Raw genomic sequence first — 24,973 nt, 5'->3', positions numbered from 1 at the left:
CCCGTGGGCGGGTGGCCCGGTGTGAGGTCCCGCCTTCGGCCGGGCTGGACGGGAGGGTGGCGCGGTGAGCCGGTCGGGGGCGGGGGCGCTTGAGCGGGGTGCGCTGGTCAAACGGCGCACGCTGGCCGATCGGGCCGAGGCCGTGTGGCGGGTCGACGGGGTGTTGCTGGTCGCCGTCGCGGCGCTGACGGTGATCGGCACACTGCTCGTGTGGTCGTCCACCCGCACGTGGGCGCCCGGCGCCACGGGGCTGGTCAAGAAGCACCTGTTCAACGTGGTCATCGGGTGGGTGTTGTGCGGGCTTGTGGCTATGGTGGATCACCGGGGGCTGCGGGCCTACGCGCCGTTGATCTACCTGCTGACCGTGCTCGGGCTGGTCGTGGTGATCACGCCGCTGGGCTCGACGATCAACGGCTCACATTCGTGGATCATGCTTGGCGGTGGCTTCGCCGTACAGCCCTCGGAGTTCGCAAAGCTCGGGCTGGTGCTGATCCTCGCCATGTTGTTCGCCCGGCCCGTCGAGGGGACCGAGCGGGCGCGCCCGCTCGACGTGCTGCTCGCGCTGGTCGCGGCGGTGATCATGATGGGCCTGGTCATGCTCCAGCCCGACCTCGGCACGACGCTTGTGCTCGGGGTGATCCTTCTCGGCGCGCTCGTCGTTGGGGGTGTGCGAAAACGGTGGATCGCCGGGCTCGTGCTGCTCGCCGGGGCGGGGGCGGCGGCGGTGTGGTTTCTCGATCTGCTGGAGCCATACCAGGTGGCGAGGTTCACCGCGTTTCTGGACCCGTCGACCGATCCGCGAGGGGTCGGCTACAACAGCACCCAATCGATGATCGCGATCGGGTCGGGGGAGTTGTTCGGCAAGGGGTTGTTCGAGGGCGGGCAGACGACCGGGAGGTTCGTGCCCGAGCAGCACACCGACTTCATCTTCACGGTGGCGGGCGAGGAGTTCGGGTTCCTGGGGTCGGTGACCGTGGTGGCGCTGATCGGCGCGGTGCTGTTGCGCGGGGTGCGCATCGCGCGCGACTGCGAGGACCGGTTCGGCACGCTGATGGCGGGGACGATCGTGTGCTGGCTGGCCTTTCAGAGCTTCATCAACATCGGCATGACCATCGGCATCATGCCGATCACCGGTCTGCCCCTGCCTTTCGTGTCGTACGGCGGGACCGCGACCTTCGCCAACATGATCGCGGTGGGATTGCTGCAATCGATCCACATCAGGACCCATCAGCGGCATGAGCGCGCTTATCGATGAATTCAACGGGGCACCACCAGCGAGCCGGGCAAAACCGGCAAATGTCATGTGTCACCCGCGGGTCCGGCAAGCCTTCACAGATTTCTGAGCAGGACAAAGGCGGCGGTGCGGCCGGAGCGGGGACGCCGCGCGCGTGAGACCGGCTAGCCTAGCTGCCATGTCTGTCGAGTCTGTCTTTCCCCGCCTGGAAGCGCTGCTGCCCCACGTGCAAAAGCCGATCCAGTATGTCGGGGGTGAGCTCAACTCGACCGTCAAGGAGTGGGACGACGCCGTCGTGCGCTGGGCGCTGATGTATCCCGACGCCTATGAGGTGGGCCTGCCCAACCAGGGCGTGCAGATCCTCTACGAGATCCTCAACGAGCTGCCCGAGACGATGGCCGAGCGCACTTACGCCGTCTGGCCCGACCTTGAGGCCCTGATGCGCCAGCACAAGGTGCCGCAGTTCACCGTCGACGGGCATCGCCCGGTGCGGGCCTTCGACGTGCTCGGCGTGTCGTTCAGCACCGAGCTCGGCTACACCAACCTGCTCACCGCCCTCAGCCTCGCGGGCATCCCGCTTGAGGCGGCCGACCGCACCGACGACGACCCGATCGTGCTGGCGGGGGGCCACGCGGCGTTCAACCCCGAGCCCGTCGCCGACTTCCTCGACGCCGCCGTGCTGGGCGACGGCGAGCAGATCGCCATCGCCATCACCGAGGTCATCCGCGAGTGGAAGGGCGAGGGGTGCCCCGGCGGGCGCGACGAGCTGCTGATGCGGCTGGCCGAGTCCGGCGGCGTCTATGTGCCGAAGTTTTATGACGTCGACTACCACGCCGACGGCCGCATCCAGCGCGTCGCCCCCAACCGCGCGGGGGTGCCGTGGCGCGTCCACAAGCACACCGTCATGGACCTGGACGAGTGGCCCTATCCGAAGAAGCCGCTGGTGCCGCTCGCCGAGACGGTGCACGAGCGGTTCAGCGTGGAGATCTTCCGCGGGTGCACGCGCGGCTGCCGCTTCTGCCAGGCGGGCATGATCACCCGTCCGGTGCGTGAGCGTTCCATCACCACGATCGGCGCGATGGTGGAGACCGGGATCAAGGAGTCCGGTTTCAACGAGGTCGGCCTGCTGTCGCTGTCCAGCGCCGACCACTCCGAGATCGCCGACGTCGCCAAGGGTCTGGCGGACAACTACGAGGGCTCCAACGTCAGCCTCTCGCTGCCCTCCACCCGGGTCGACGCCTTCAACATCGACCTCGCCAACGAGTTCTCCCGCAACGGGCGGCGCTCGGGCCTGACCTTCGCCCCCGAGGGCGGCTCGGAGCGCATGCGCAAGGTCATCAACAAGATGGTCACCGAGGAGGACCTGATCCGCACCGTCACCACGGCTTACAGCCAGGGGTGGCGGCAGGTGAAGCTCTACTTCATGTGCGGTCTGCCCACCGAGACCGACGAGGACGTGCTCGGCATCGCCGACCTCGCCAAGAAGGTGATCAAGGCGGGCCGCGAGGTGACCGGTTCGCGCGACATCCGGTGCACGGTGTCGATCGGTGGTTTCGTCCCTAAACCGCACACGCCGTTCCAGTGGGCCGCCCAGTGCGACCACGAGACGGTCGACGCCCGGCTGCGCGCGCTCCGCGATTCGCTGCGCCGCGACAAGGAATTCGGCAGGGCCATCGGTTTCCGCTATCACGACGGCAAGCCGTCCATCGTCGAGGGCCTGCTGTCCCGCGGCGACCGCAGGGTCGGCCGCGTGATCAAGGCGGTGTGGGAGGACGGCGGCCGGTTCGACGGCTGGAGCGAGCACTTCTCCTACGAGCGCTGGATGAAGTGCGCCGAGTCCGCCGGAGTCGACGTCGACTGGTTCACCGTTCGTGAGCGCGAGGAGAACGAGGTCCTGCCGTGGGATCACCTCGACGCCGGCCTCGACCGCGAGTGGCTCTGGCAGGACTGGCAGGACGCGCTCAACGCCGACGGCGCCGAGGTCGAGGACTGCCGCTGGACCCCCTGCTACGACTGCGGGGTGTGCCCGACGATGAGCACGGAGATCCAGATCGGCCCCACGGGGAAGAAGTTGCTGCCCCTGACGGTTATTTGAGTGACGTTGCGGTCCGGCGAAAATCTGTTTCCCGGACGCACCGATGCGGGCCGCAAAGGCGCGGATCATGCTTCGGGGACGGCCATGTGAGACGGCTCAGGCGAAGGCAATGTCGATTCGCCTGGGTTTAACGAGATTAGTGTTGTCGCCCATGGGGAGTCGGCTCCGCAACGGCCTTATCCTGGAGTGACGACAACACACTTGAGCGTGATCTCAAGCATTCCGCGGCAGGGCACCGCTCCTGCCGCGGGGGCCGGGGTCCGAGCTACTTGGGAAGGACAACAGCACTGACGAAACCTGTTCCCGACGGGCCCCCGCCCGCGCCTGTGGCACAGCGCCTTCGTGTGCGTTATGCCAAGCGCGGACGCCTGCGTTTCACCAGCCACCGTGACATCTCCCGGGCCGTCGAGCGTGCGGTCCGCCGGGCAGGCATCCCGGTGGCGTTCAGCGCGGGCTTCTCTCCCCACCCCAAGATCTCATACGCGGGGGCGGCGCCTACGGGTGTCGCCAGCGAAGCCGAATACCTGGAGATCGGCGTGACCCGCCCCTGCGAGCCGGCTCGCCTTCGCGAGGCTCTTGACGCCTCGCTGCCCCCCGGCCTCGACGTCGTCGACGTCGTCGAGGCGCGAAACGGCAGCCTGGCCGACCGGCTGGAGGCGTCGGCGTGGGAGTTGCGGTTGCCCGGAACACTGTTGGAGACCGTCTCCGATGCCGTCGGGCAGTTCCTTGCGGCTGATCGGGTCGAGGTCGAGCGCATGACCAAAAAGGGGTTGCGCCGCTTCGACGCACGGGAGGCGGTGCTGGGGCTCCTGGTGTTTGAGGGAATAGAGCAGAGAGCAGCAGGTCAGACGCCACCACAACCGTGTGTCATACTTCGCATGGTTGTACGGCACGTGACTCCTGCCGTTCGACCCGACGACGTTCTCACTGGTCTGCGTCTTCTAGCCGACTTCGCGCCGCCGTCGCCCCCCGAGGTGACCAGGCTGGCGCAGGGGCCGCTGGACGCGGACACCGGGGAACCCATCGACCCGTTCGACCTTGACCGCGACGCGAAGCGCGGCGGCGACGCGGTGCCGGTGGGCGAGGCCGTCGGCGGAGACCTATAGGACTTGGCGCCCGCGACTCTCGGCGTGAGAGAGCGGGCGGATAACGAGAGAGACGATGGCTCCTGCGCGGCGCGGCAACGCGCCCGGGAGCTGACGGGAGAGCGCCCGCATGCTCGACAACGAGCCCATCGCCGGGGCCGAAGGCTCCGGCGGGGACACAGAACAGATTCATACCGATATTCCCGCGGCGCAGGCCGAGACGACGGAGACGGCCGCCACGGTGCGCCGCCGCGCCGCCAGCCGCCCCGCAGGACCTCCCCCCGAGGAGACCGAGCCCGAAGCGGCGGTTTCCGCCCAGGCCGGCCCGTCGACCCGCTCGGCGGGCACTTCGGCCGGTTATGTACGCGCCTCCGCCACCCGGGTGAGCCGCTCGACCCGTTCGACGCGAGCCGCCGGTTCGGCCTCCCTCGACACCGAGGAGGCCCCCGCGGTGCCGGCCACGACGGGCAACGGCACAGCCGCCTCCCTGGCCGCAGGACCGCCCGCCGCGCCGGCCGAGGCCGACGCCGTCGAGGCACCCGCGGAGGAGGCGCCCAAGCGCACACGCCGCCGGGCCACGACCTCCACGGCCACCACCACGGCGCGGCGCACCCGTGCGAAGAAGGCCGACACCGAGGAGGCGGTGAGCGCCGAGGAGACCACGGTGACGACGGACGAGTCCGTCGCCGAGGCCACCGAGAGCCCGGCCGAGGCCGCCGAGGCCCCCGCGTCTCGCACACGTTCCACCCGGGCCACCCGAGCCACACGCACCACTCGTGCGACCCGCGCGAAGGCAGCCGACCCCGCCCTCAACGGCACCGCGGCCGATCTCACGGCCGAGCCCGCCGTCGCGGAAGACACCGTCACCGAGAGTGACGTCGCCGAGGTCACCGCCGCGGAGTCCGCCGACGAGGCGGTGGAGAGGCCGACCGCGCGTCGCCGTACCCGGCGCAGGACCGCCGGGGAACGCTCCACCGAATTCGAGGCCGAGACCGAGGCCGACGAGGTCGAGGAGCTGAAGGACGAGCCGCTCGACGGGGAGCTGCCCGGCGAGGACCTCGACGAGGACGACCTCGACCTGTCCGCCCGGGAGGAGGCGCCCGGCCGGACCCGGTTGTTCTCCGACCCGTTCGGGTTCGCCGCGCACGAGAACCTCGTGGCTCCCGCACCCGCCTTCCAGCCGCCGTCGGCGGTGTTCACGCCGCTGTTCCAGGCACCGGACCCGTTCATGGCCGAGCCGCCGCGCCCGACGCGCGAGGAGCGGCAGGAGCCCGTGGTGCGCGAGCCGGAGCCCGAGGTGGCCGACGAGGGCGACGACGACGATTTCGACTCCGAGGGCGAAGACCTCGCGGGCCGCCGCCGGCGCCGCCGCAGGGGCGGCAGGGGCCGGGGCCGGGCGCGTGATCGCGACGAGGGGGCCGAGGACGAGTCCGCGGAGGACGCGGAGCAGCACGTCGCCGCCGAGGAGCCGGTCGCCGAGGAGGCTGAGGAGCCAGAGGCCGACGCGGACGAGGACGCGGGTGTCGGATCCCGCAGGCGCCGTCGCCGCCGCCGCAGGGGCGCGGACGACGGGGCCGAGCCCGCCGCCGACGACCCGCCGAACACGGTGGTGCGCATCCGCGCGCCGCGCGTCGGCCGCCTGTCGACGGTCGACGAGGTGCAGAGCGTGCGCGGGTCGACCCGCCTGGAGGCCAAGAAGCAGCGCCGCCGCGAGGGGCGTGAGCTGGGGCGCAGGCGTCCGCCGATCATCACCGAGTCGGAGTTCCTGGCCCGCCGCGAGTCGGTCGAGCGCGTCATGGTCGTGCGGAGGACCGGTGGCCGCACGCAGATCGCCGTGCTTGAGGACGGCGTGCTCGTCGAGCACTACGTCGACCGCGAGTCCAGCCAGTCCTACGTCGGCAACGTCTATCTGGGCAAGGTGCAGAACGTCCTGCCCTCGATGGAGGCGGCGTTCATCGACGTCGGCAAGGGCCGCAACGCTGTGCTCTACGCCGGTGAGGTGAACTTCGACACCGCGGGCCTGGAGGGCCAGCCGAAGCGCATCGAGTCGGCGCTGAAGTCGGGCCAGTCGGTGCTGGTGCAGGTCACCAAGGACCCGATGGGCCACAAGGGCGCCCGGCTGACGAGCCAGATCAGCCTGCCGGGCCGTTACCTCGTCTACGTGCCCGACGGGTCGATGACCGGCATCAGCCGCAAGCTGCCCGACAAGGAGCGCACCAGGCTCAAGAGCATCCTCAAGAAGGTCATGCCCGAGAACGCCGGTGTGATTGTGCGCACGGCGGCAGAGGGAGCCTCGGAGGACGAGCTCAGCCGCGATGTGGCCCGCCTGTCGGCGCAGTGGGAGAACATCCAGCGCAAGTCCAAGTCGGCGAGCCCGCCCGAGCTGCTCTACTCCGAGCCGGACCTGACGGTCCGGGTGGTCAGAGACGTCTTCAACGAGGACTTCTCCTCCCTGGTCGTGCAGGGAGAAGAGGCGTGGGGCACGGTCGAGGAATACGTCAGCTACGTCGCCCCGCATCTGGGCGACCGCCTGACGCGGTGGGAGGACGACGGCGACGTCTTCGCCGCCTACCGCGTGGACGAGCAGATCGCCAAGGCCCTTGAGCGCAAGGTGTGGCTGCCGAGCGGCGGCTCCCTCGTCATCGACCGCACAGAGGCGATGACGGTGGTGGACGTCAACACCGGCAAGTTCACCGGCCAGGGCGGCAACCTGGAGGAGACCGTCACCCGCAACAACCTGGAGGCGGCCGAGGAGATCGTCCGCCAGCTCAGGTTGCGCGACATCGGCGGCATCATCGTGATCGACTTCATCGACATGGTGCTGGAGAGCAACCGCGACCTCGTGCTGCGGCGCCTGCTCGAATGCCTGGCCCGTGACAGGACCAAGCACCAGGTGGCCGAGGTCACCTCGCTGGGGCTCGTGCAGATGACCCGTAAGAGGGTGGGTCAGGGGCTTCTTGAGGCGTTCTCCACGGCCTGTGACTGCTGTAACGGGCGGGGGCTCATCCTGTCGACCGAGCCGGTCGACGGAAAGCCGGAACCCCGTGGTACACAGGGCAAGATGGCCATCGAGAAGGCGGTCTCGGAGAAGGTTTCCGCGGCCACTGATCAGGCTGGCCGTGATACTGTGACAGGTGCGCTCGGGGATGCCTCTGATGAAGACTCCCGAGCCGAACAGACCTCCGGCAGGGGGCGGCGACGCTCCCGTCGAGCTAAGTCGGCCGACTAGTGCTGACAGCCGATGATCCGTCCGGTTCGCTTGGGTTCCCGTCTTCCGGTATCCTTGCCAACCGGTGCGTCTGGTGGCGTGCCCGTTCGCGCGTCTACCCGGTTCGTCGGTCTTTGATTAAGACAGCAGCCGGATGCGGGGCGCAGCATCCAGCGAGCACGTAGTCAGAAGAAGGGTTCCGCGGTGTACGCGATCGTTCGTTGCGGCGGCAGGCAGCAGAAGGTCTCCGTCGGTGACGTCCTTGAGGTGGACAGGGTCGCCGGCGAGGTCGGTTCCTCGGTGTTGCTGCCCACGTTGCTCGTCGTCAACGGTGGCGACGTGACCACGGAGGCCGGCCGGTTCACGGTCACCGCCGAGATTCTCGGTGAGACCAAGGGGCCGAAGATCCGCATCCTCAAATACAAGAACAAGACCGGTTACAAGAAGCGCCAGGGTCACCGTCAGCGTTACACCCAGGTGAAGATCACCGGCATCGACCAGGCCTGATCGGGAGTTTGAGATGGCACATAAAAAGGGCGCATCGTCCACCCGGAACGGCCGTGACTCCAACGCTCAGCGCCTTGGCGTCAAGCGCTTCGGTGGCCAGCTTGTGAAGGCCGGCGAGATCATCGTCCGGCAGCGTGGCACGCACTTCCACCCGGGCGACAACGTCGGCCGGGGCAGCGACGACACGCTGTTCGCCCTGTCCGCCGGCCACGTCGAGTTCGGCCGCAAGCGCGGTCGTCGCGCGGTGAGCATCGTTCCCGTCGCGTGAACTGAGACCTGTCCGACTGAGATCAGTGCTTAGCTGAGATCAGTGCCTGACTGAGATCGGTGTCCAGCCGAGACCGGTTCGGCGACGAGAGACGTTTCTTCGCAGGGGTGGATCGCATGTGCGATCCACCCCTGTTCCTATATGAGAGGGGGCCTGGTGGCGGACTTCGTCGATCAAGTAGTCCTGCACATCAAGGCCGGTGACGGTGGCCACGGCTGCGCCTCGGTTCACCGGGAGAAGTTCAAGCCGCTCGGCGGCCCCGACGGGGGCAACGGCGGCCGAGGCGGCGACGTGGTGCTTGAGGTCGACCCCAACACCTCGACGCTGCTCGACTATCACCGGCGTCCATACCGCAAGGCGGCCAACGGCAAGCAGGGCCAGGGCGGCAACCGCGACGGGGCGGGCGGCGAGGACATCGTGCTTTCCGTGCCCAACGGCACCGTGGTCAAAAACGCCGACTCAGGCGAGGTGCTCGTCGACCTGATCGGCGTCGGCACACGTTATATCGTCGCCCAGGGGGGTTTCGGCGGGCTCGGCAACGCCGCCCTCGCCTCCACCAAGCGCAAAGCCCCCGGATTCGCGCTGCTCGGCGAGCCCGGCGACGCCCTTGACGTGGTGCTCGAGCTCAAGACCGTCGCCGACATCGCGCTCGTCGGATTCCCCAATGCCGGGAAATCGTCCCTGGTCGCGGCTTTGAGCGCGGCCCGGCCCAAGATCGCGGATTATCCGTTCACCACCCTGATCCCCAACCTCGGCGTGGTCACGGCGGGCGAGACCGTCTTCACCGTCGCCGACGTGCCCGGGCTCATCCCCGGCGCCTCCGAGGGCAAGGGCCTCGGCCACGAGTTCCTCCGCCACGTCGAGCGCTGCTCCACGATCGTGCACGTGCTCGACTGCGCGACGCTGGAGCCCGGCCGTGACCCCCTCAGCGACTTCGACGTGATCGAGGCCGAGCTCGCGGCCTACGGCGCCCTCGACGACCGCCCCCGGCTCGTCGTGCTCAATAAGGCCGACGTGCCCGACGCGCGTGAGCTCGCCGAGATCGTCACGCCCATGCTGGAGGAGCGCGGCCTGCAGGTCTTCACGATCTCCGCCGCGAGCCACGAGGGTCTGCGCGAGGTGTCGTTCGCCATGGGCGCCATGGTCGCCGCCCACCGGGAGTCGGCCCCCGTCGAGGAGCCCACCCGCCTGGTGATCCGTCCCAAGCAGCTCGGCGCCGCCGACTTCGAGATCCGCCGCACCGGGGAGAACAGCTTCCAGGTGACCGGCGACAAACCCGAGCGCTGGATCCGCCAGACCGACTTCACCAACGACGAGGCCGTGGGCTACCTCGCCGACCGCCTCGAACGCCTCGGCATCGAGCAGGCCCTCACCAAGCAGGGCGCCGTCGCCGGCGCGGTGGTGGTCATCGGCCCCATGGAGGGCGGCTACGTCTTCGACTGGGCCCCCACCCTCAACGCCGAGGCCCACCACTCGGGCCCCCGCGGCACCGACAACAGGATCGGCTGACAGTGCCGACCCCAAGACACCCCGTACGGCGGAAGCCCCGCACGCCGGCAAACCCACCCGGGGCGTCGGCGGGGCGGGCGCAGGGTGCGCCGGTTTCGCAGCCGGTGGAGGCAGTTTTGGTGGCCCGCTCGCGTGGGGGTTTCGCGGGGTGGGCGCAGGGTGCGCCGGTTTCGTATACGGCGGGGGCGGCCCACCTGCGAGACGTGTGGGCTTCGCAGCCGCTGGAGGTGGCGTTGGTGGCCCGCTCGCGTGGGGGTTTCGCGGGGTGGGCGCAGGGTGCGCCGGCTTCGCCTACGGCGGTGGCCACCGCGGCGCCTGAGGGCTACGCCGGCAGGGCGCGGTGGGTGCCCGGCTCGCGACCGGCCTTGGCAGCCCGCTCACGCGGGAATGTCGCGGGGGCGTCGGTTTTGCGAACAAGGGTGGTGGCCGCAGTGGCTCCCTCGCCTGAGCGGCCCGCGGGGCCGGGGCCATGGCGGTCGGCGGCTGGGCTGGTTGTCCGTGCCGGGCGGTTGGGTGGCCTGGGTGTCGCCTGTGGGTGTGTGGCGTCTCGCTGTGCCGGTGGGGTGTGCGGGCTGTGTGGACGGTCGTGCTTGCGTGGGCTGCTGCCGTACTTGTCGGACGCCGCGGTGGCTCCTTCGCTTGGGCGGCGCGCAGGGCCGGGGCGGTCTGCTTGGACGGTGGGGGTTCGCGTGTTTGCGTGGGGTGTGGGGTTTGGTGATCGGGTAACGGAAGGGAACAGGTGGCGGGCGTGACACCGCGTGGTTTGGTTGGTTCGGCGTCGCGTCTGGTCGTGAAGGTCGGGTCCTCGTCGTTGACGACGGCGAGTGGCGTCATCGACGTCGACCGGGTCGACGCGCTGGTCGATGTGCTGGCCGCGCGCCGCCGCACCGGCACGCAGATCGTGCTGGTCTCGTCGGGGGCGATCGCGGCGGGGCTCGGGCCGTTGGGGCTGGCGGCGCGGCCGCGGGATCTCGCCACTCAGCAGGCCGCCGCGTCGGTGGGCCAGGGCGTGCTGGTCGCGCGCTACACCTCGTCGTTCGCCCGGTATGGGCTGCGGGTGGGGCAGGTGTTGCTCACCGCGGACGACATGATGCGCCGGTCGCATCACCGCAACGCCCAGCGCACCTTGGCGCGGCTGCTGGAGCTCGGCATCGTGCCGGTCGTCAACGAGAACGACACGGTTGCCACAGACGAGATCAGATTTGGGGACAACGACAGGCTGGCGGCGCTAGTGGCGCATTTGATCCACGCGGACGCGCTGGTGTTGCTGTCCGATGTGGACGCGCTCTACACCGGTGATCCGCGCAAGCCGGAGTCTCGCAGGCTCGCGGAGATCACCGGGCCGGCCGACCTCGTGGGGGTCGAACTCGGCCGGTCGGGGGCCGTGGGCACAGGCGGGATGATCACCAAGGTGCAGGCGGCGCGCATCGCGACCGGGGCGGGGGTGCCGGTGGTGCTGACGGCGGCCGCTCACGCCGCCCAGGCGCTGGCCGGAGCCGACGTCGGCACCTACTTCCACCCCGGGGGCCGCCACCCCGGCACGAGGCTGCTCTGGCTCGCGCACGCCACTACGGGGCGCGGGAGGCTGCACCTCGACAGCGGCGCCGTGGAGGCCGTCGTGGGGCGGCGCAAGTCGCTGCTTCCTGCGGGGGTGACGGCGGTCGAGGGTGATTTCGCGGCCGGCGACCCCGTCGATCTCTGCGCGCCGGTCGGGCGTGTGGTGGCGAGGGGGCTGGTCAACTTCGACGCGGGGGAGATTCCCGACCTGCTGGGCCGGTCCACCAGGGAGCTCGCGACGGAGCTCGGTCCGGAATATGAGCGTGAACTGATTCACCGGGACGACATCGTCATACTTGAGGCGCACCACTGATCGTTTCCCCTGCTTAAGGGGTTCACCGAGGAGCGATAGGCCATGTCAGACGCCAATGACTTCCTGAAGGTCGCACGGGAGGCGCGCGAGGCGGCCGCGCTGCTCGGCCCGCTTCCCCGCGCCCCCAAGGACGCCGCGCTTCGCGTGATCGCCGACGCCCTCGTCGAGCGCTCCGCCGAGATCATCGCGGCCAACGCCCGCGACGTGGAGCGGGCGGGTGAGGGCGGCACGGCCGAGACCATGATCGACCGGCTGCGGCTGGACGAGGGCCGGGTCAAGGCCATCGCCCAGGCCGTGCGGGAGGTCGCCGAGCTGCCCGACCCGGTGGGTGAGGTGATCAGGGGCGGCACGCTGCCCAACGGCCTGGAGCTGCGGCAGCTCCGGGTGCCGCTCGGTGTGGTCGGCATCATCTACGAGGGCCGCCCCAACGTCACCGTGGACGGCGCGGCGCTCTGCCTCAAGAGCGGCAACGCGGTGCTTCTGCGCGGCTCCTCCAGTGCCTTCGAGTCGAACACCGCGCTGGTCAAGGTGATGCGTGAGGCGCTCGCGGGCACCGAGGTGCCGGCCGGGGCGGTGCAGCTGGTGCCGGGTGTCACGCGTGATTCGGTCAAGCACCTGATGCGGGCGCGCGGCCTGGTCGACGTGCTCATCCCGCGGGGCGGGGCGTCGCTGATCCAGGCGGTGGTCGAGGAGTCCACCGTGCCGGTGATCGAGACCGGGGTCGGCAACTGCCACGTCTACGTCGACGCCGCGGCGGACCTCGACATGGCGCTGCACATCCTGATGAACGCCAAGGTGCAGCGGCCGTCGGTGTGCAACGCCGCCGAGACCGTGCTGGTGCACGCGGACGTCGCCGCGGAGTTCCTGCCCCGCGCGCTCGCCGCGCTCGCCGAAGCCGGGGTCACCGTGCACGGCGACGAGCGTGTGGCCGCCTTCTCCGATGCCGTGGTGCCGGCCACGGAGGAGGACTACCGCACGGAATACATCTCGCTGGACATTGCGGCGGCCGTGGTCGACTCGCTCGACGCGGCGGTGGCGCACATCAGGGAATACGGGTCGGCCCACACCGACGCGATCGTGACCGGCTCTCAGGCGGCGGCCCGGCGGTTCGTGGCGCGGGTCGACTCGGCGGCGGTGGCGGTCAACGCCTCGACGCGGTTCACCGACGGCGGGGAGTTCGGCTTCGGGGCGGAGATCGGGATTTCCACCCAGAAACTGCACGCCCGGGGGCCGATGGGGCTGCCCGAGCTGACCTCGACGAAGTGGGTCTACACGGGCGAGGGGCACCTGCGCACCGCCGAAGGCACGGTCATCGCACCTTCGGGAAGCTAACGCCGTCACTTTGACTAAGAAATTACCGTCCGTATTCGCGATTTGCGTAGCGTAACCGGAGGGGTGTCAGGTTTGACTGGTGACCATGGAGATCGTGGTCACCCTGCTCTGCGTCGTCGCCGTCCTGTTCGGCGCCGACCGGCTGATGCTCGGGCTGGAGCGTCGCGGCCATCTGCGCTGGCGGCGCAGCGGCCGGCATGACCTGTCGGCCGTGCCCGAGACCGGGCTCGACGCGCTGTTCGCCGACGGCTCGCGTCGGCTGTGAGGTCGGACATGGCCACGAACGCGGGCGTGAAGCCCGGCGGGAGACGCGGGTTCTACGACATCGCGGCGCTGATCGCGAGGATCGTCGTCGGCATCGTCTTCGTCGCGCACGGGTGGCAGAAGGTCGCCGGTGGGCACGCGGCCGTTGCGGAGATGTTCTCGGCGGCGGGCATTCCGCTCTCCGGTTTCGCCGCGGCCATCACGATGATCATCGAGCTGATCGGCGGAGTGCTGCTGATCCTTGGGCTGCTCACGCCGCTGGTCGGGGTGCTGCTGTTCCTGGTCATGCTGGCGGCGTTCGTCTTCGTGCACGCGCGCAACGGGGTGTTCGTCCAGGACAACGGATTCGAACTCGTCGGTGCTCTCGGTTCGGCCGCGCTGCTGCTGGCCGCGGGGGGTGCGGGGCGGATCAGCCTCGACCATCTGATCTTCGGGCGCAAGGCCGAGCGGCGGCGGGCGGAGCAGGAGGCTGTGCCGTACACCCCGCCGACCGCGACCCAGCCTGCCGAGCCCCCGCCCGCGGCGAGACCGGCCGAGAGGCGTCCTTACGAGGAGGCCGAGCCGGGTGCGGAGCACGCCGAGGGCGAAGAGGAGCCGCGTGTGGTGCCGCCACCTTCGGCGACGCCGGGGGAAAGGACGGCGGACCACGAGCCTCCCTCGCGCTGGGAGAACGGCGAACCCCCGCGAGGTGGAGAGTCAGGATCCGGGACAAGATAACTCTTTTGTGTACGGCGTGCCTTCTGATACCAGTGGTGATCCCGCGCTAGGGTTATGTGCCCAGTGGATGCGCTGGCACCATGAGCCACCTGGCAAGGGGGAGCGTGAGCAAGCTCGGCCGGGTCGGCCCCTACACCCTGCTAGAGCGCCTTGGCCGAGGCGGCATGGGCGAGGTTTACCTCGCGCAGAGCAAAAAGGGCGACCCGGTCGCCCTCAAGATGCTGCGCGACACGCTCGACAGTGACCCCGACGCGCGATTAAGACTAAAGCGCGAGGTCCAAGCGCTTCGCCGGGTTGAGAGTCCCTATGTGACCCGGGTGCTCGGGGCCGATCTCGACTGCGACCGCCCCTATCTGGTCATGCAGCACATCGAGGGAGACACCCTCCTCGACGTCGTGCGCCGCGACGGGCCGCTCTCCGGCACCGAACTCCTGGTGCTGGCCCAGGCCATGGCGGCGGCGCTCGCGATCGTGCACGCGGCCGGCGTCATCCACCGCGACCTCAAGCCGGGCAACGTGCTCATGGGCACTGAGGGGCCGGTGCTGATCGACTTCGGCATCGCCCAGCTCATGGACGCGACCCGGCTGACCATGACCGGCACCTTCCTCGGCACCCCCGGCTACGCCGCACCCGAGCTGTTCGCCGACGAGCAGGTGGCCGAGCCCGCCGACGTACACGCCTGGGCGGCCACCGTCGCGTTCGCCGCCACCGGCCGCCCGACCTTCGGCGGAGGTACGGCCGAAGCCCAGATGTACGCGGTGCTGAACGGCAAAGCCGACCTGGCCGGCGTGCCCGCCGCGCTGCTGCCGCTGGTGCGCGCGGCGCTGCACCGCGAGCCGGTCAAACGGCCGACCGCCGCCGTGCTGGCCGATCGCCTGACCCGCCTGGTGCGGGTGGCCGATCCGGCGCACAGAAGACAGGACGACACGGCGGCCGGCCGGGGCAGGGTCGCGGCGGCGCCCCCCGCCAAGGCCACGGCCGCAAGGAACGGATCCCCGCGATCCGGCTCCACGAGCACGGTGCCCCCGAAATCCGTGCCCCCGAAATCCGTGCCCCCAAAGTCGGGACCCTCGAAGTCCGGGCCGAAATCGGTGCCGCCCAAGGCGGCGGTGCCAAAGTCCGCGGCGTCCAAGTCCGTGCCCCCCAAGGCCGCCGTCCAGCGGGCGCCGTCGCCTAAAGGGGCGTCCGCGCAGGCCGCGGTAGCGGTGTCCGCGGACGACACGCCGCGGCCCCGCCGCCGCAGGCGCCCGGAGGCGGGCGCCGACGGCGTGCGGAGGCGGCGGCGGGCGGGGGCGGACGGGCAGGTCGCCTCCCACGTGGGGGCCCTGCCCGCGGGCAACACGACGCTCATGACCCTCGCGGTGCTCGCCGTGCCCTGTGTGGTCGCGATGGTGGTCTGGCCGGTGGCGACGTTCGCGGTGACCGCGCTCTTCGGAACCCTCACCAGAGCCACCTGGATGGGGCACTGGATGGTCAGGAAACGAAGATCGGCCCGGGTGCGCCTGCTCCTGCGTGTCGTCGGCTTCCCCGCGTCTCTGGCCGCCTCGCTCGTCACCGCGATCGCCTGGCCGGGGGTGCCCGCCGCATTGGCCGCCGGGGCCACGCTCTGGCTCACCTCAGGTGCGCAAGTGCACCACGCGTGGTGGGTGGAGAGCCCGGTGCCGGTCACGGTCGCCGGCGTGGTGTTCGGGATCGTCTTCGGCGCGATCATCGGGCGTGAGCTGGAACGCGTGGGCCCGAGGTTGCCGGAGCTCCGCAGGGACGGTCTCCGGGCCTTCGCCGTACTCGGCGGGTTCGTCGCCGTGTGCGCAGTGGCCGTGCGTGTGGTGGCCCTGGGCTTCTAGCGAGGCGAGGGATCCCACGCCTGCCCCGCAACGACCTTCAATGTCCCGGTGAGCCCCCGGAGAGCTCCGGGGGAGGAGATGGCGCAGTGGCGACCCGCTTCCCCGACCGGGTCGCCTTTGCCCACATGGTGCGCTAACCGTCCCGCCGGGCGAACCTGTTGAAGATGCGCTCGCCCGCGTTGACCGCGCCCTCCGCGACGTCGCGCAGCACCCCGATGAACGGATCCTGCGACTGCGACCAGGACTCGCGGTAGGAGTTGGCCGCGGCCTTGATCTCCTCGGAGACCTTGGCGTGGTGGTCGTCGGCGCGGCGAGGGTAGTCGCCGGCGATGACGCGCGCGTAGGTGCCCTCGCGGTGCCACTTGTCGAGCTCCGCCACCCGCGCCACGGCGAAGGGGTGGGTGGTGCCGAGCAGATTGAGCACCTTGAGCACGCCGTCACGGAGGTCGCCCGCCGTGTCGTATTCGCGAGCCTGCTCCAGGAACGCCTCGATGTTCATCTCGTGCAGCCGGGAGCCGCCTGCGAGCTTCATGAGTGCGCGCAGAGCCGCGTCGGAGTCCTGCCCGCAGAGCAGGCCGCCTCGGTCGGCCGACAGTTCGGACTTGCGGAACCACTCCTCAAGCCCGGCCACGATCGCGCGCAGCCCGATGTAACCCAGCGGGATCCAGGCGACCCGCGATGCCAGTCGCGTCAGGATGAGGAGCATCGTGCGGTAGACCGCGTGCCCCGACAGGATGTGCGAGGTCTCGTGGCCCACGACGAACCGCAGTTCCTCCTCGTCGAGGAGGTCGAGCAGACCGGTCGAGATCACGATGAACGGATCGTCGAACCCGATGGCCATGGCGTTGGCCTTGGGGTCCTGCTGAACGTAGATCTCCGGAACCCTGGGCAGGTCCAGGATGTACGCGCTATCGCGGCCCATGTCGTGGAGCGCGCGGAACTGGGTGTCGCTGGTGCGCACCGCTGAGGCGAGTCGAATGAGCCGGAGCCGTCGCTCGCTGACCAAGCCGGACATCTGCTTGAGCACGGTGTCGAACCCGCTGAGCGAGCGCATCGCGACCAGCGCGGACCGGTCGGCGGGATGTTCATACGCACGAGAGCTGATGCCGGGGAGCGGAACTCTAGTGCGATCCGGGGTGGTCGTCATGCCCGGCATGCTACGTCCGTCAGGGGAGTCGTGCGCGGTCCTTGACCATGGTGAGGACCCTGCTGTGACCTATCGTGAGACATGCCCGTATCGTCCGTCTCATGATGAACGCTGTGACCAGCGGTGGAAAGCGGCGATTGGGCGTGATGGGTGGGACATTTGATCCCATTCATCACGGCCACCTCGTCGCTGCCAGCGAGGTCGCCCACCACTTCGAACTGGACGAAGTGGTCTTCGTGCCGACCGGCAGACCGTGGCAGAAAGCCGAGCGTGTCGTCTCCGCCCCGGAGGACCGCTATCTCATGACCGTGATCGCCACCGCCTCCAACCCCCGCTTCTCCGTCAGCCGCGTCGACGTGGACCGGCCCGGGCCAACTTTTACCATCGACACTTTGCGCGATATTTGCCGAAGTTATGGGCCCGACACCGAGATCTACTTCATCACCGGCGCCGACGCCCTGGCCCACATTCTCGGATGGCGCGACGCCGACGAGCTGTTTGAGATCGCCCACTTCGTCGGATGCACCCGGCCAGGCCACCCCCTGCAAGATCCCGGGCTGCCCCAGGGGAAGGTCAGCCTGATCGAGATCCCCGCCCTGGCGATCTCCTCCTCCGAATGCCGCGAGCGGGTGGGCGCGGGTGAGCCGATCTGGTATCTCGTCCCCGACGGCATCGTGCAGTACATCAACAAGCGCGGCCTCTACCGCCATGGGGAATCGCCGCCCGAGACCGGGCGTTGAAAAGAGGCGGACGGGACACCGTGAGTAGGGCCGGTGAAACACCAGGTGAAACATGGCCGCCCATCCGCATCCTGCCCGACGATGTCAGCCGCTCCGGGTAGTGTCTTGTGCAGGTCATCACTAAACCCCGGCTACAACGGGCAGGCTCAGACCTGACAGTGCCGAACACTGGAGGACAAACCCACACCGTGACCGCATCAGAAAGAGCCGTCCAGCTCATCAAGGTCGCGGCCGAAGCCGCCGCCGACAAGCTGGCCGATGACATCCTCGCCTACGACGTGAGCGATCAGCTCGTCATCACCGACGCCTTCCTGCTTTGCTCCGCCACCAACGACCGCCAGGTCCGCGCCATCGTCGACGAGATCGAAGACCGCCTTCGCATCGAGGTCGACGCCAAGCCGGTGCGCCGCGAGGGCGAGCGTGAGGGCCGTTGGGTCCTTCTCGACTACGTCGACATCGTGGTGCACGTCCAGCATGAGGACGACCGCACCTTTTACGCCCTTGAGCGTCTGTGGAAGGACTGCCCGGCCATCGCGCTGCCGGACACCGTCACCCAGGCGGCCAACCAGAGGGCCCGGCGTGGGGCGGCAGGTGGCTGAGCGCCGGATGGGGCGCGACAGGGCACGCCACATCGTGCTTCCCGCGCGCGGCCAAGAGGAGGCCGCATGAGCCGCCGAGTCGTCTGCTGGCGGCACGGCCAGACAAAGTGGAACCTCGAACAACGTTTCCAGGGCCACTCCGACATACCCCTCGACGAGACCGGCGTCCGGCAGGCGCGAAGGGCCGCATCCCTGCTCGCCTCGCTGAAGCCGACCATGCTCGTCTCCTCCGATCTGCAGAGGGCCCACGCCACGGCGTCCGCCCTCAGCGGCGTCACCGGCCTCGGCATCACGGTCGACCGTGATCTCCGCGAACGCAGCGGTGGCGCCTGGGAGGGCCTCACCCGCCCCGAGATCAGGGAACGGTGGCCCGAGCAGTTCGAGGCGTGGGAGGCTCCCGACGGCGAACCCGTCACGCGTGTCGCCGAGCGGGTCTCGTTGTCGATCAATCGCTGGGCCGAGAAGATCGACGACGACGGCCTCTTGGTCGTCGCCTCCCATGGAGCGGCCCTCCGGCTGGGGCTGGCCCGCCTGCTGGGGCTCCCTGAGGAGCTCTGGCACACCCTGGGCGGGTTGTCCAACTGCTCCTGGTCTGTCATCGAGCAGGGGCGCAAGGGATGGCGCCTGCTCGAACACAACGCGGGCACCCTCCCGGAGCCCGTGCGCAGCGACGACAGCCCCGAAGCGGCACACTGATCCACATCTCGTACGGCTCGCGCCGGCATGCCGGCGCGAGCCCCGGGGGACGCCGATTAGGTGAAGACGCCGTGAGGCTATATGCTCTCCGAGCGCCGCAAAGAGAAAACTCCGCGCGGTGACCAGGGGCTATGGCGCAGTTGGTAGCGCGCCTCCATGGCATGGAGGAGGTCTGGGGTTCGAATCCCCATAGCTCCACATTTAGTGGTGCACCCGGGTGCCGGCGTTCGCATAGGGCGCAGGCACCCTTTGTCGTTTACCCCCAATGCGCTCTCACCAGGTGTAGTCTGGCGTGCGTTTTGCATGCGGCCTAGGTTCGGGCCCTCATGTCCACGGCGTCTTGCATTCACTCTCGTGCATCGTCATGCACCGGCTTCCGCCGTACGCCCCTGCTCCCGTGTGTGCGCTTTTCGCGGCGGCCGATTCTCGATTGCCTGCCGGGAATTATTGTATTCTGCCCGTTTTATGGGATATTCGGAGTGTGATCTTTCCTGTCGGAAGTTAATGATCGCCTGCCGCATTGCTCGCATCGCGCCTAAATGTTTTCCATAATTGATTTCAACAAGAACGGGGGGCACTACCGCGCGGTCGGCCACACCTGTTCTCCCCTCGGGAGGTGCTGTGTTTCTGACGTGGCTCTTAGCCGGCCTCGGCGCCATAGCCGTGCTGGCCCTCATCGTGGTTTCACGCTGGTGGGAGACCCCGGGCCCGCAAACGGCCCTGATTTTCCCCGGCGGCGTGGTGGGCAGAAGCGGCAGGGACGGAGAGGACCTGCGGGTGGTCGTGGGAAAGGCCAGGCTCGTCCTGCCCCCGCGCCGCCATAAGGGCGAGATCAGCCTGTCCGAGCGCAGCGCGAAGGTGACGGTCCAATGTGAGACCCAGCAGATGCTTCGCGTCGGCGTGCACGCCGTGGTCAGCTATCGCGTCGGCGAGAGCCGCGAATTCATCCAGCGGGCGGCGCTGAGATATCTCAAAAACCCCGCCGGGCTCGCTCAGGCGGTTGAAGACATCATCAGCAGCGAGGTCCGCTCGGTGATCGGCAACATCGACTTCGAGGTGCTGGTCTCCGACCAGACCAGCGTGATCGAGCATATGCGGGAGCAATTGGAGCACGACTTCAACCTCCGCGGGCTCGTCGTCGACAAAGTGGGCATCACCCGGATCGACGACCACGACGGCCACGCCGAGGAACTCCGCCGGGCCACCGAGATCGACGCGAAGTTGCGGCGTGAGAAGGCCGAGCGCTCCTACGAGGTCGAGGTGGAGCAGGCCATGGCCGACGCTGCCGAGAAGAAATACGCCCTCCGGCAGCGCAGCGAGACGCAGGAACGCGAGCTCGCCAGGAGCGACGCCGACAAACAGCGTTTCAAGGAGCAGCTTGAGGCCGAACGGAAACGGGCGCAAGCCGAATTCGAGGCGGTGCTCCGTCAGCAGCGGGCAGAAAGCGAGCTGAAACACGCCGAGCTGGAAAGGCAGCTCGCCGCGAAGCGAGCCGAGCGGGACGACATCGTCGAGCGGAAGCGCATAGAGCTGAAGGCGTGGGAGGCCGACCAGATCAACGCCGCCGAGGTCCGCAAGACCCGGCAGCTCAACGAGCTGGAGGTCGCGAGGCTGCTGCAGAGCGCCCAGGCGAAGGGCATCGAACTCCAGGGGAAGATCGCCGCGATGGACCCGGCCAAGGCCGAGCAGTACGTCTTGCTCACCCTCGCGGAAAACCTCCCGGAGATCGCCAAGGCCGCCAAGGTCGAGCTGCCGAACCTTCAGCACGTCATCCAGAGCGCGGGCGGCGAGACCAACAGTGTGCTCAGCACCCTCACCCAGGTCGGTCTGCCGATCATGGAGATGGTCCGGACGATTCTGGGGAACGGCGGCGTCTCCGCCATGCCGTCTCTCGGTCTCGCCTCGGCGCTGGTCCCGCCCGCCGTCACCGCCGGGCAGCAGCCCGGCCCGCCGCAGTCCGCCCGTGGGGAAGGTGATGCCGGTTCCACCGGCGACGCATGAGCTCTCTCGCACTACCACGCGCGATCCTGATCGCGGTTCCCCGGTTCGCCGGCGACACCTGGGACGACCTGCCGTTCGCGGTCGAGCGGGCACAGACTCTGGCGACCGCGATGCGGTCCCTCGGATATGAGTGCGCGATGCACACCGGCCCGATGACCTCCGCGGCCATCGGTGAGATCGTCCGCGGCGAGCTGACCCGGGCCGGGCCGGACCAGGTGCTCGTGTTCCACCTGCTCACGCACGGCGACGAGGCCGCCCGCGGCATCGTCTACGCGCTCGGCAGCGACGGCGAGCGCGTCGACGACATCGAGCACTGGCTCAAGCTCGCGCAGCTCGGCTCCGGCCGTCCGCGCACGCTCTTCCTGCTCGACCTCTGCTACTCCGGCGCCCTGGCCAGACTGCCCTGGCACTACGGCACGGCGGGAGCCGGCAACCGCGCCTGGGTGATCGCCGCCTGCCAGCCGGACCGGCCGGCCTTCGACGGGCGGTTCACCGAGGCGCTCGCCGCCGTCCTCGGCTCCATCGCCGCAGGCGAGTTCGACGCGGATCCCGCCGGCGACCACGTGCCGTTCGCCGACGTCGCGAGGGCGGTGCGCAGGCACGTCATCCGGGCCGCGCACGCCGGAGGCGCGTGGAAGCAGCAGGTGGCCTCCACCGCGTTCGACTCCAGCGAGGACGTCTTCGTGCCGCCGTTCTTCCCCAACGGCGCCGCCCGCAGGAACGGCGGCCCGGCCGCGGGCGCGCGCCCGCGCTCCCCGGGGCGGATCTCCCGGGAAGGCGGCCCGGTCGACCGGCACTTCCTCGACCTGCTGTCCGGCATCGGAGTGGGCGAGGCGGGCGGCCGTGCCGGGCGGTTCACCGGCCGCAGGGACGAGCTCGTACGGCTGACGCCGTGGCTGAGCGGCCGCGGCCCGGGGGACCTCGGCATGGTCACCGGCGGCCCGGGCAGCGGAAAGTCCGCCCTGGTGAGCGTGCTCGCCTGCGCGGCGCACCCCTCGCTCTACGAGGCCGCCCTCCCGCTGCTGGACGGTGTCTCGCCGCTGCCGTCGCCCACAGGAGGCGGGGTGGCCGCGGTCTACGCCCGCCACCGGGGCCCGGCCGGAGTGGTCGCCGCCGTGAACGAGCAACTCGGCGCCCAGCTCTCCCTGCCGCCCAGCACCACACCCGGTGAGCTGATCGGGCGCATCCTCGGCCTGGCCGCGCCCCCGCTCATCGTGGTCGACGCCCTCGACGAGGCCGACGACGGTGTGGCCGTCATGAACGAGCTCATCCTCCCCCTGTCGAGCACACCTCGCCCGGACGGGCGCCACGCGGCCAGGGTGCTGGTGGGGTGCCGCGACTACCGCGAATACCAGCCGATCGCCGGGCGGGCCCGCGCTCTCGGCACCCTCACCGACCTCGACACCGTCGACCGAGAGGTCCTGCGCAAGGACCTGTCGAGATATGTCTTCGGGTTGCTGGAGGACGTCGCGGAATACCGCCCGCACGGCGACGTCCGCGGCGCCTTCGCCGCGGAGATCGCCCAGGCGCTGACCGGCCTGCGCGCCCGCAGGGAGTGCGGCGAGTTCCTTGTCGCGGGCCTCTACACCGGCTTCCTCATCGACTCCACGAGCGGCTCCCCGCTGAGGGACACGGCAGAGGCCAGGCGGTTCGCGGTGGACGTGCCCCGCACGCTGCCCGAGGTGCTCGCGGTCTACCTCCGGGCGTGGCACGCGGCCCACCCCTTGCTGCGCGCCTGCCTGTCGGTGCTCGCCGAGGCCAAGGGGGAGGGCATGCCGATCGGGGTGCTGAGCCGGATCGTCGCCGCGCGGGCGGGCCTCGACCGCGAGCCGGGCTTCGACGAACTGCTGAAGACCCTCCGCGCGGGCAGTGTCTTCCTCCGGCAGTCCGCGGAGGCCGGCGGCGGGGCGGCGCTTTACCGGCTTTTCCACCAAGAGCTGGTCGACCACCTCGCGACCGGCACATCCGGGGCGGACGCGGACCTCCCTGCGCTCCTCTCCGCCCTCGGGCCGCCCGGCGCCCGCGACTGGGAGGCCGCGGAGCCATACCTGATCCGCCACGCGCTCCAGCACGCCCAGGCCGCCGGTCGTGCGGCGGACCTGCTGGACGACCCGGAGTTTCTGCTCCGCGCCGACCACCGGTGGTTGCCCGCCGTCGCCGCGCTGGGCGGGGAGACCCTGGCCCGGGTGGTGGCCGAAGCCGGCCGGCCTCGCCGTACCTCGCTGGAGGAGCGCCGGAGCAAGCTCGCCCTCGGCGCGGCCCGCGCCGGCCTCGCCGAGCTGGCGAGACGGGCCGCGCATCCGCCCGGGGCGCCGCCGCTGGCATGGCGGCCCGTCTGGTCGGTCGGGGTCGCCGGTCCGCCCGGGGACACCCACGGGCCGGACGGGACGGCGCGGCACTCCCCACCTCCAGGCGACTTCGAGCTGCCCCGCAGCCGCAAGAAGCAGCGGGTGGCGCTGCTACGCGCGGTGTCCGGTGCGGCGGGCCTCGTCGTGGCAGCCGACGGCGAAGGCTGGCTGTCGGTCTGGGACCTCAGGGAACGGCGCCTGTGGCCGCCGTTTCCGACGCATCGCGGCAGGATCCTCGCGCTGGACTGCGCGCTGCGCGACGGCGACCCGGTCGCGATCACCACGGGGGACGACGGCCAGGTCAAGGCCTGGGAGCTGGCCGGAGGCCGGGCGGTACGCACGTGGTCGGCCAAGGGCTTCTTCCCCGCTCTGGCCCGCACCTCGCTCGGCGGGCGGGAGGTCGCCCTGCTGGCCAGCGGCGACGGCTGGTTGCAGGTGCGCGACGCGGCTACGGGCGAGGTCCTGAAGGAGAGAGCCGGCAGCAGGCTCGGCTACATCACCTCGGTGGCCTGCGCGCGGGCGGGGGGCCGCGACCTCGCCGTGACGACCGCGCGCGACGGCCGGGTGTGCGTCACCGACCTCGGCACCGGCGAACAGGTCGGCGCCCACCGCACCGCGCACCGGGGGTCGGCGCACGCCGCGATCTGCCTGACGGCCTCGGGACGCTCCCTGGCGGTCACCGCCGGGGGCGGCGGCACGCTGCGGGTGTGGGAGCTCGGCTCCGGCCTCACCCTTGCCGCCGGGATCGGCGCCGGCCCCGACTCCGCGGAGTCGCTGGCGGCGACGCTGATCGACGGGCGGCCGGTCGCCGTCACGGTCGGCCGCGACGGCAAGGTGGTGACGTGGGACCTCGGAGCCGGGGGCCCGATCGCCAGGGAGTCCCACCCGCCGGTGCACCCGGGGCACGGGGTGCACGCGGTGGAGGTCACCCGCGTCGACGGGCATTTGGTCGCGGTCACCGGCGGCAACTCGGGTGTGTTGCACGTCTGGGACCTCAGCTCGTGCCGTCCCGCGGCGCCCGCCTTGTCGCCCGCGTCGGCCGGGGAGCGCGCCGGGGTACGGATCGACCGGGTCGAGGTGCTCGGCGACGACCTTTTGGCCCTTGAGCACGCGGCCGGTGAGCTGGTCGTGCGAGCCCGCGACGGTGTGCCGCCGGAGGGGTCGCCCGCGCGACCGCCGGCCGGGTCCGCTGTCTCGGGGGCGGGAGCCAGGGTGACGCCGGATGATCCGTACCGGATCTGGTGGGGGCCCGGTGGTGTGCCGCTGGGGTCGCAGGACACCCCGGTCACCGCGCTGGCCACCGGTGAGGTGGCCGGCACACCGGTCGTGTTCAGCGGCGACGGCGAGGGCACCGTGCGGGTCTGGGACTGCGCCGGCCGCGGGCTCGCCGACGTGTTCCGCGTGCCCGCAGGAGTGGCCGGCCTCACCGCGCTTCCGGGCGGCCTCCTGGTGGTCAACGCCTCCGGGGAGCTGATCGCCTTCCGCCGCACGGCGGAAGGCGCCTGAGCG

18 protein-coding genes and 1 tRNA gene are annotated in these 24,973 nt (G+C 70.2%); 18 read left to right on the top strand and 1 reads right to left on the bottom strand.

Translation table 11 applies throughout. The features are described from left to right. The first annotated feature begins 64 nt into the window (after positions 1–64). From rodA to Ssi02_RS36530, 12 genes are all read left to right on the top strand, one after another. Positions 65–1,255, top strand: a complete 1,191-nt coding sequence (rodA, locus tag Ssi02_RS36585; RefSeq protein WP_204032784.1) for a rod shape-determining protein RodA — start codon at positions 65–67, stop codon at positions 1,253–1,255. A gap of 157 nt (positions 1,256–1,412) precedes the next feature. Beyond that, positions 1,413–3,329, top strand: a complete 1,917-nt coding sequence (locus Ssi02_RS36580) for a TIGR03960 family B12-binding radical SAM protein (protein ID WP_204032782.1) — start codon at positions 1,413–1,415, stop codon at positions 3,327–3,329. A 344-nt stretch (positions 3,330–3,673) separates the two neighbouring features. After that, positions 3,674–4,435 carry a TIGR03936 family radical SAM-associated protein gene (locus tag Ssi02_RS36575; protein ID WP_373870260.1) on the top strand — a complete coding sequence of 254 codons (762 nt, stop codon included), beginning with the start codon at positions 3,674–3,676 and terminating at the stop codon, positions 4,433–4,435. 895 nt (positions 4,436–5,330) lie between these two features. Further along, complete coding sequence (locus tag Ssi02_RS36570) at positions 5,331–7,643, top strand: Rne/Rng family ribonuclease (protein WP_204032823.1); 2,313 nt, start codon at positions 5,331–5,333, stop codon at positions 7,641–7,643. A gap of 183 nt (positions 7,644–7,826) precedes the next feature. Further along, entirely contained in the window at positions 7,827–8,129 is a 303-nt protein-coding gene (rplU, locus tag Ssi02_RS36565; RefSeq protein ID WP_204032777.1) for a 50S ribosomal protein L21, read from the top strand. A 13-nt stretch (positions 8,130–8,142) separates the two neighbouring features. Further along, positions 8,143–8,397: a 50S ribosomal protein L27 gene (gene rpmA / locus Ssi02_RS36560; RefSeq protein ID WP_204032775.1), complete on the top strand. Its 255-nt coding sequence runs from the start codon at positions 8,143–8,145 to the stop codon at positions 8,395–8,397. 156 nt (positions 8,398–8,553) lie between these two features. Beyond that, positions 8,554–9,906 carry a GTPase ObgE gene (gene obgE, locus Ssi02_RS36555; RefSeq protein ID WP_204032772.1) on the top strand — a complete coding sequence of 451 codons (1,353 nt, stop codon included), beginning with the start codon at positions 8,554–8,556 and terminating at the stop codon, positions 9,904–9,906. Positions 9,907–10,654: 748 nt separating this feature from the next. Continuing rightward, complete coding sequence (gene proB, locus Ssi02_RS36550; protein WP_204032770.1) at positions 10,655–11,776, top strand: glutamate 5-kinase; 1,122 nt, start codon at positions 10,655–10,657, stop codon at positions 11,774–11,776. 42 nt (positions 11,777–11,818) lie between these two features. Beyond that, entirely contained in the window at positions 11,819–13,108 is a 1,290-nt protein-coding gene (locus Ssi02_RS36545; RefSeq protein ID WP_204032767.1) for a glutamate-5-semialdehyde dehydrogenase, read from the top strand. An 85-nt stretch (positions 13,109–13,193) separates the two neighbouring features. Continuing rightward, positions 13,194–13,373: a hypothetical protein gene (locus Ssi02_RS36540; RefSeq protein WP_204032821.1), complete on the top strand. Its 180-nt coding sequence runs from the start codon at positions 13,194–13,196 to the stop codon at positions 13,371–13,373. An 8-nt stretch (positions 13,374–13,381) separates the two neighbouring features. Beyond that, entirely contained in the window at positions 13,382–14,089 is a 708-nt protein-coding gene (locus Ssi02_RS36535) for a DoxX family protein (RefSeq protein ID WP_204032764.1), read from the top strand. Between the two features lie 104 nt (positions 14,090–14,193). Beyond that, positions 14,194–15,933 carry a serine/threonine-protein kinase gene (locus tag Ssi02_RS36530; RefSeq protein ID WP_204032761.1) on the top strand — a complete coding sequence of 580 codons (1,740 nt, stop codon included), beginning with the start codon at positions 14,194–14,196 and terminating at the stop codon, positions 15,931–15,933. A 133-nt stretch (positions 15,934–16,066) separates the two neighbouring features. On the opposite strand, the gene Ssi02_RS36525 is transcribed toward Ssi02_RS36530, so the two are convergent. Then, complete coding sequence (locus Ssi02_RS36525; protein ID WP_204032759.1) at positions 16,067–17,089, bottom strand: M48 family metallopeptidase; 1,023 nt, start codon at positions 17,087–17,089, stop codon at positions 16,067–16,069. 95 nt (positions 17,090–17,184) lie between these two features. Here Ssi02_RS36525 and nadD point away from each other — a divergent pair, with 95 nt between their 5' ends. The 6 genes from nadD (at position 17,185) to Ssi02_RS36495 (ending at position 24,970) form a co-directional block, all read left to right on the top strand. Beyond that, positions 17,185–17,820: a nicotinate-nucleotide adenylyltransferase gene (gene nadD / locus Ssi02_RS36520; protein ID WP_239130348.1), complete on the top strand. Its 636-nt coding sequence runs from the start codon at positions 17,185–17,187 to the stop codon at positions 17,818–17,820. Positions 17,821–18,008: 188 nt separating this feature from the next. Beyond that, the gene (gene rsfS / locus Ssi02_RS36515) at positions 18,009–18,419 is read left to right on the top strand and encodes a ribosome silencing factor (protein ID WP_204032754.1); all 411 of its coding nucleotides are present in this window, start codon (positions 18,009–18,011) and stop codon (positions 18,417–18,419) included. Between the two features lie 66 nt (positions 18,420–18,485). Then, positions 18,486–19,115, top strand: coding sequence for a histidine phosphatase family protein (locus Ssi02_RS36510; RefSeq protein WP_204032744.1), 630 nt, complete (start codon positions 18,486–18,488; stop codon positions 19,113–19,115). A 125-nt stretch (positions 19,116–19,240) separates the two neighbouring features. Continuing rightward, positions 19,241–19,313: transfer RNA gene (locus Ssi02_RS36505), tRNA-Ala, on the top strand. Between the two features lie 423 nt (positions 19,314–19,736). After that, a complete protein-coding gene (locus tag Ssi02_RS36500) occupies positions 19,737–21,116 on the top strand; it encodes an SPFH domain-containing protein (protein WP_204032742.1) in 1,380 nt (459 codons plus the stop codon). Further along, on the top strand, positions 21,113–24,970 hold the full coding sequence (locus Ssi02_RS36495) for a hypothetical protein (protein ID WP_204032739.1): 3,858 nt from the start codon (positions 21,113–21,115) through the stop codon (positions 24,968–24,970). Before Ssi02_RS36500 ends, Ssi02_RS36495 begins: the two co-directional genes overlap by 4 nt. Positions 24,971–24,973 lie beyond the last annotated feature (3 nt).

The organism is Sinosporangium siamense (assembly GCF_016863435.1).
Taxonomy (GTDB): Bacteria; Actinomycetota; Actinomycetes; order Streptosporangiales; family Streptosporangiaceae; genus Sinosporangium; species Sinosporangium siamense.
The sequence above is the reverse complement of the archived record's forward strand: the minus strand, read 5'-3'. Positions and strand labels throughout refer to the sequence as shown.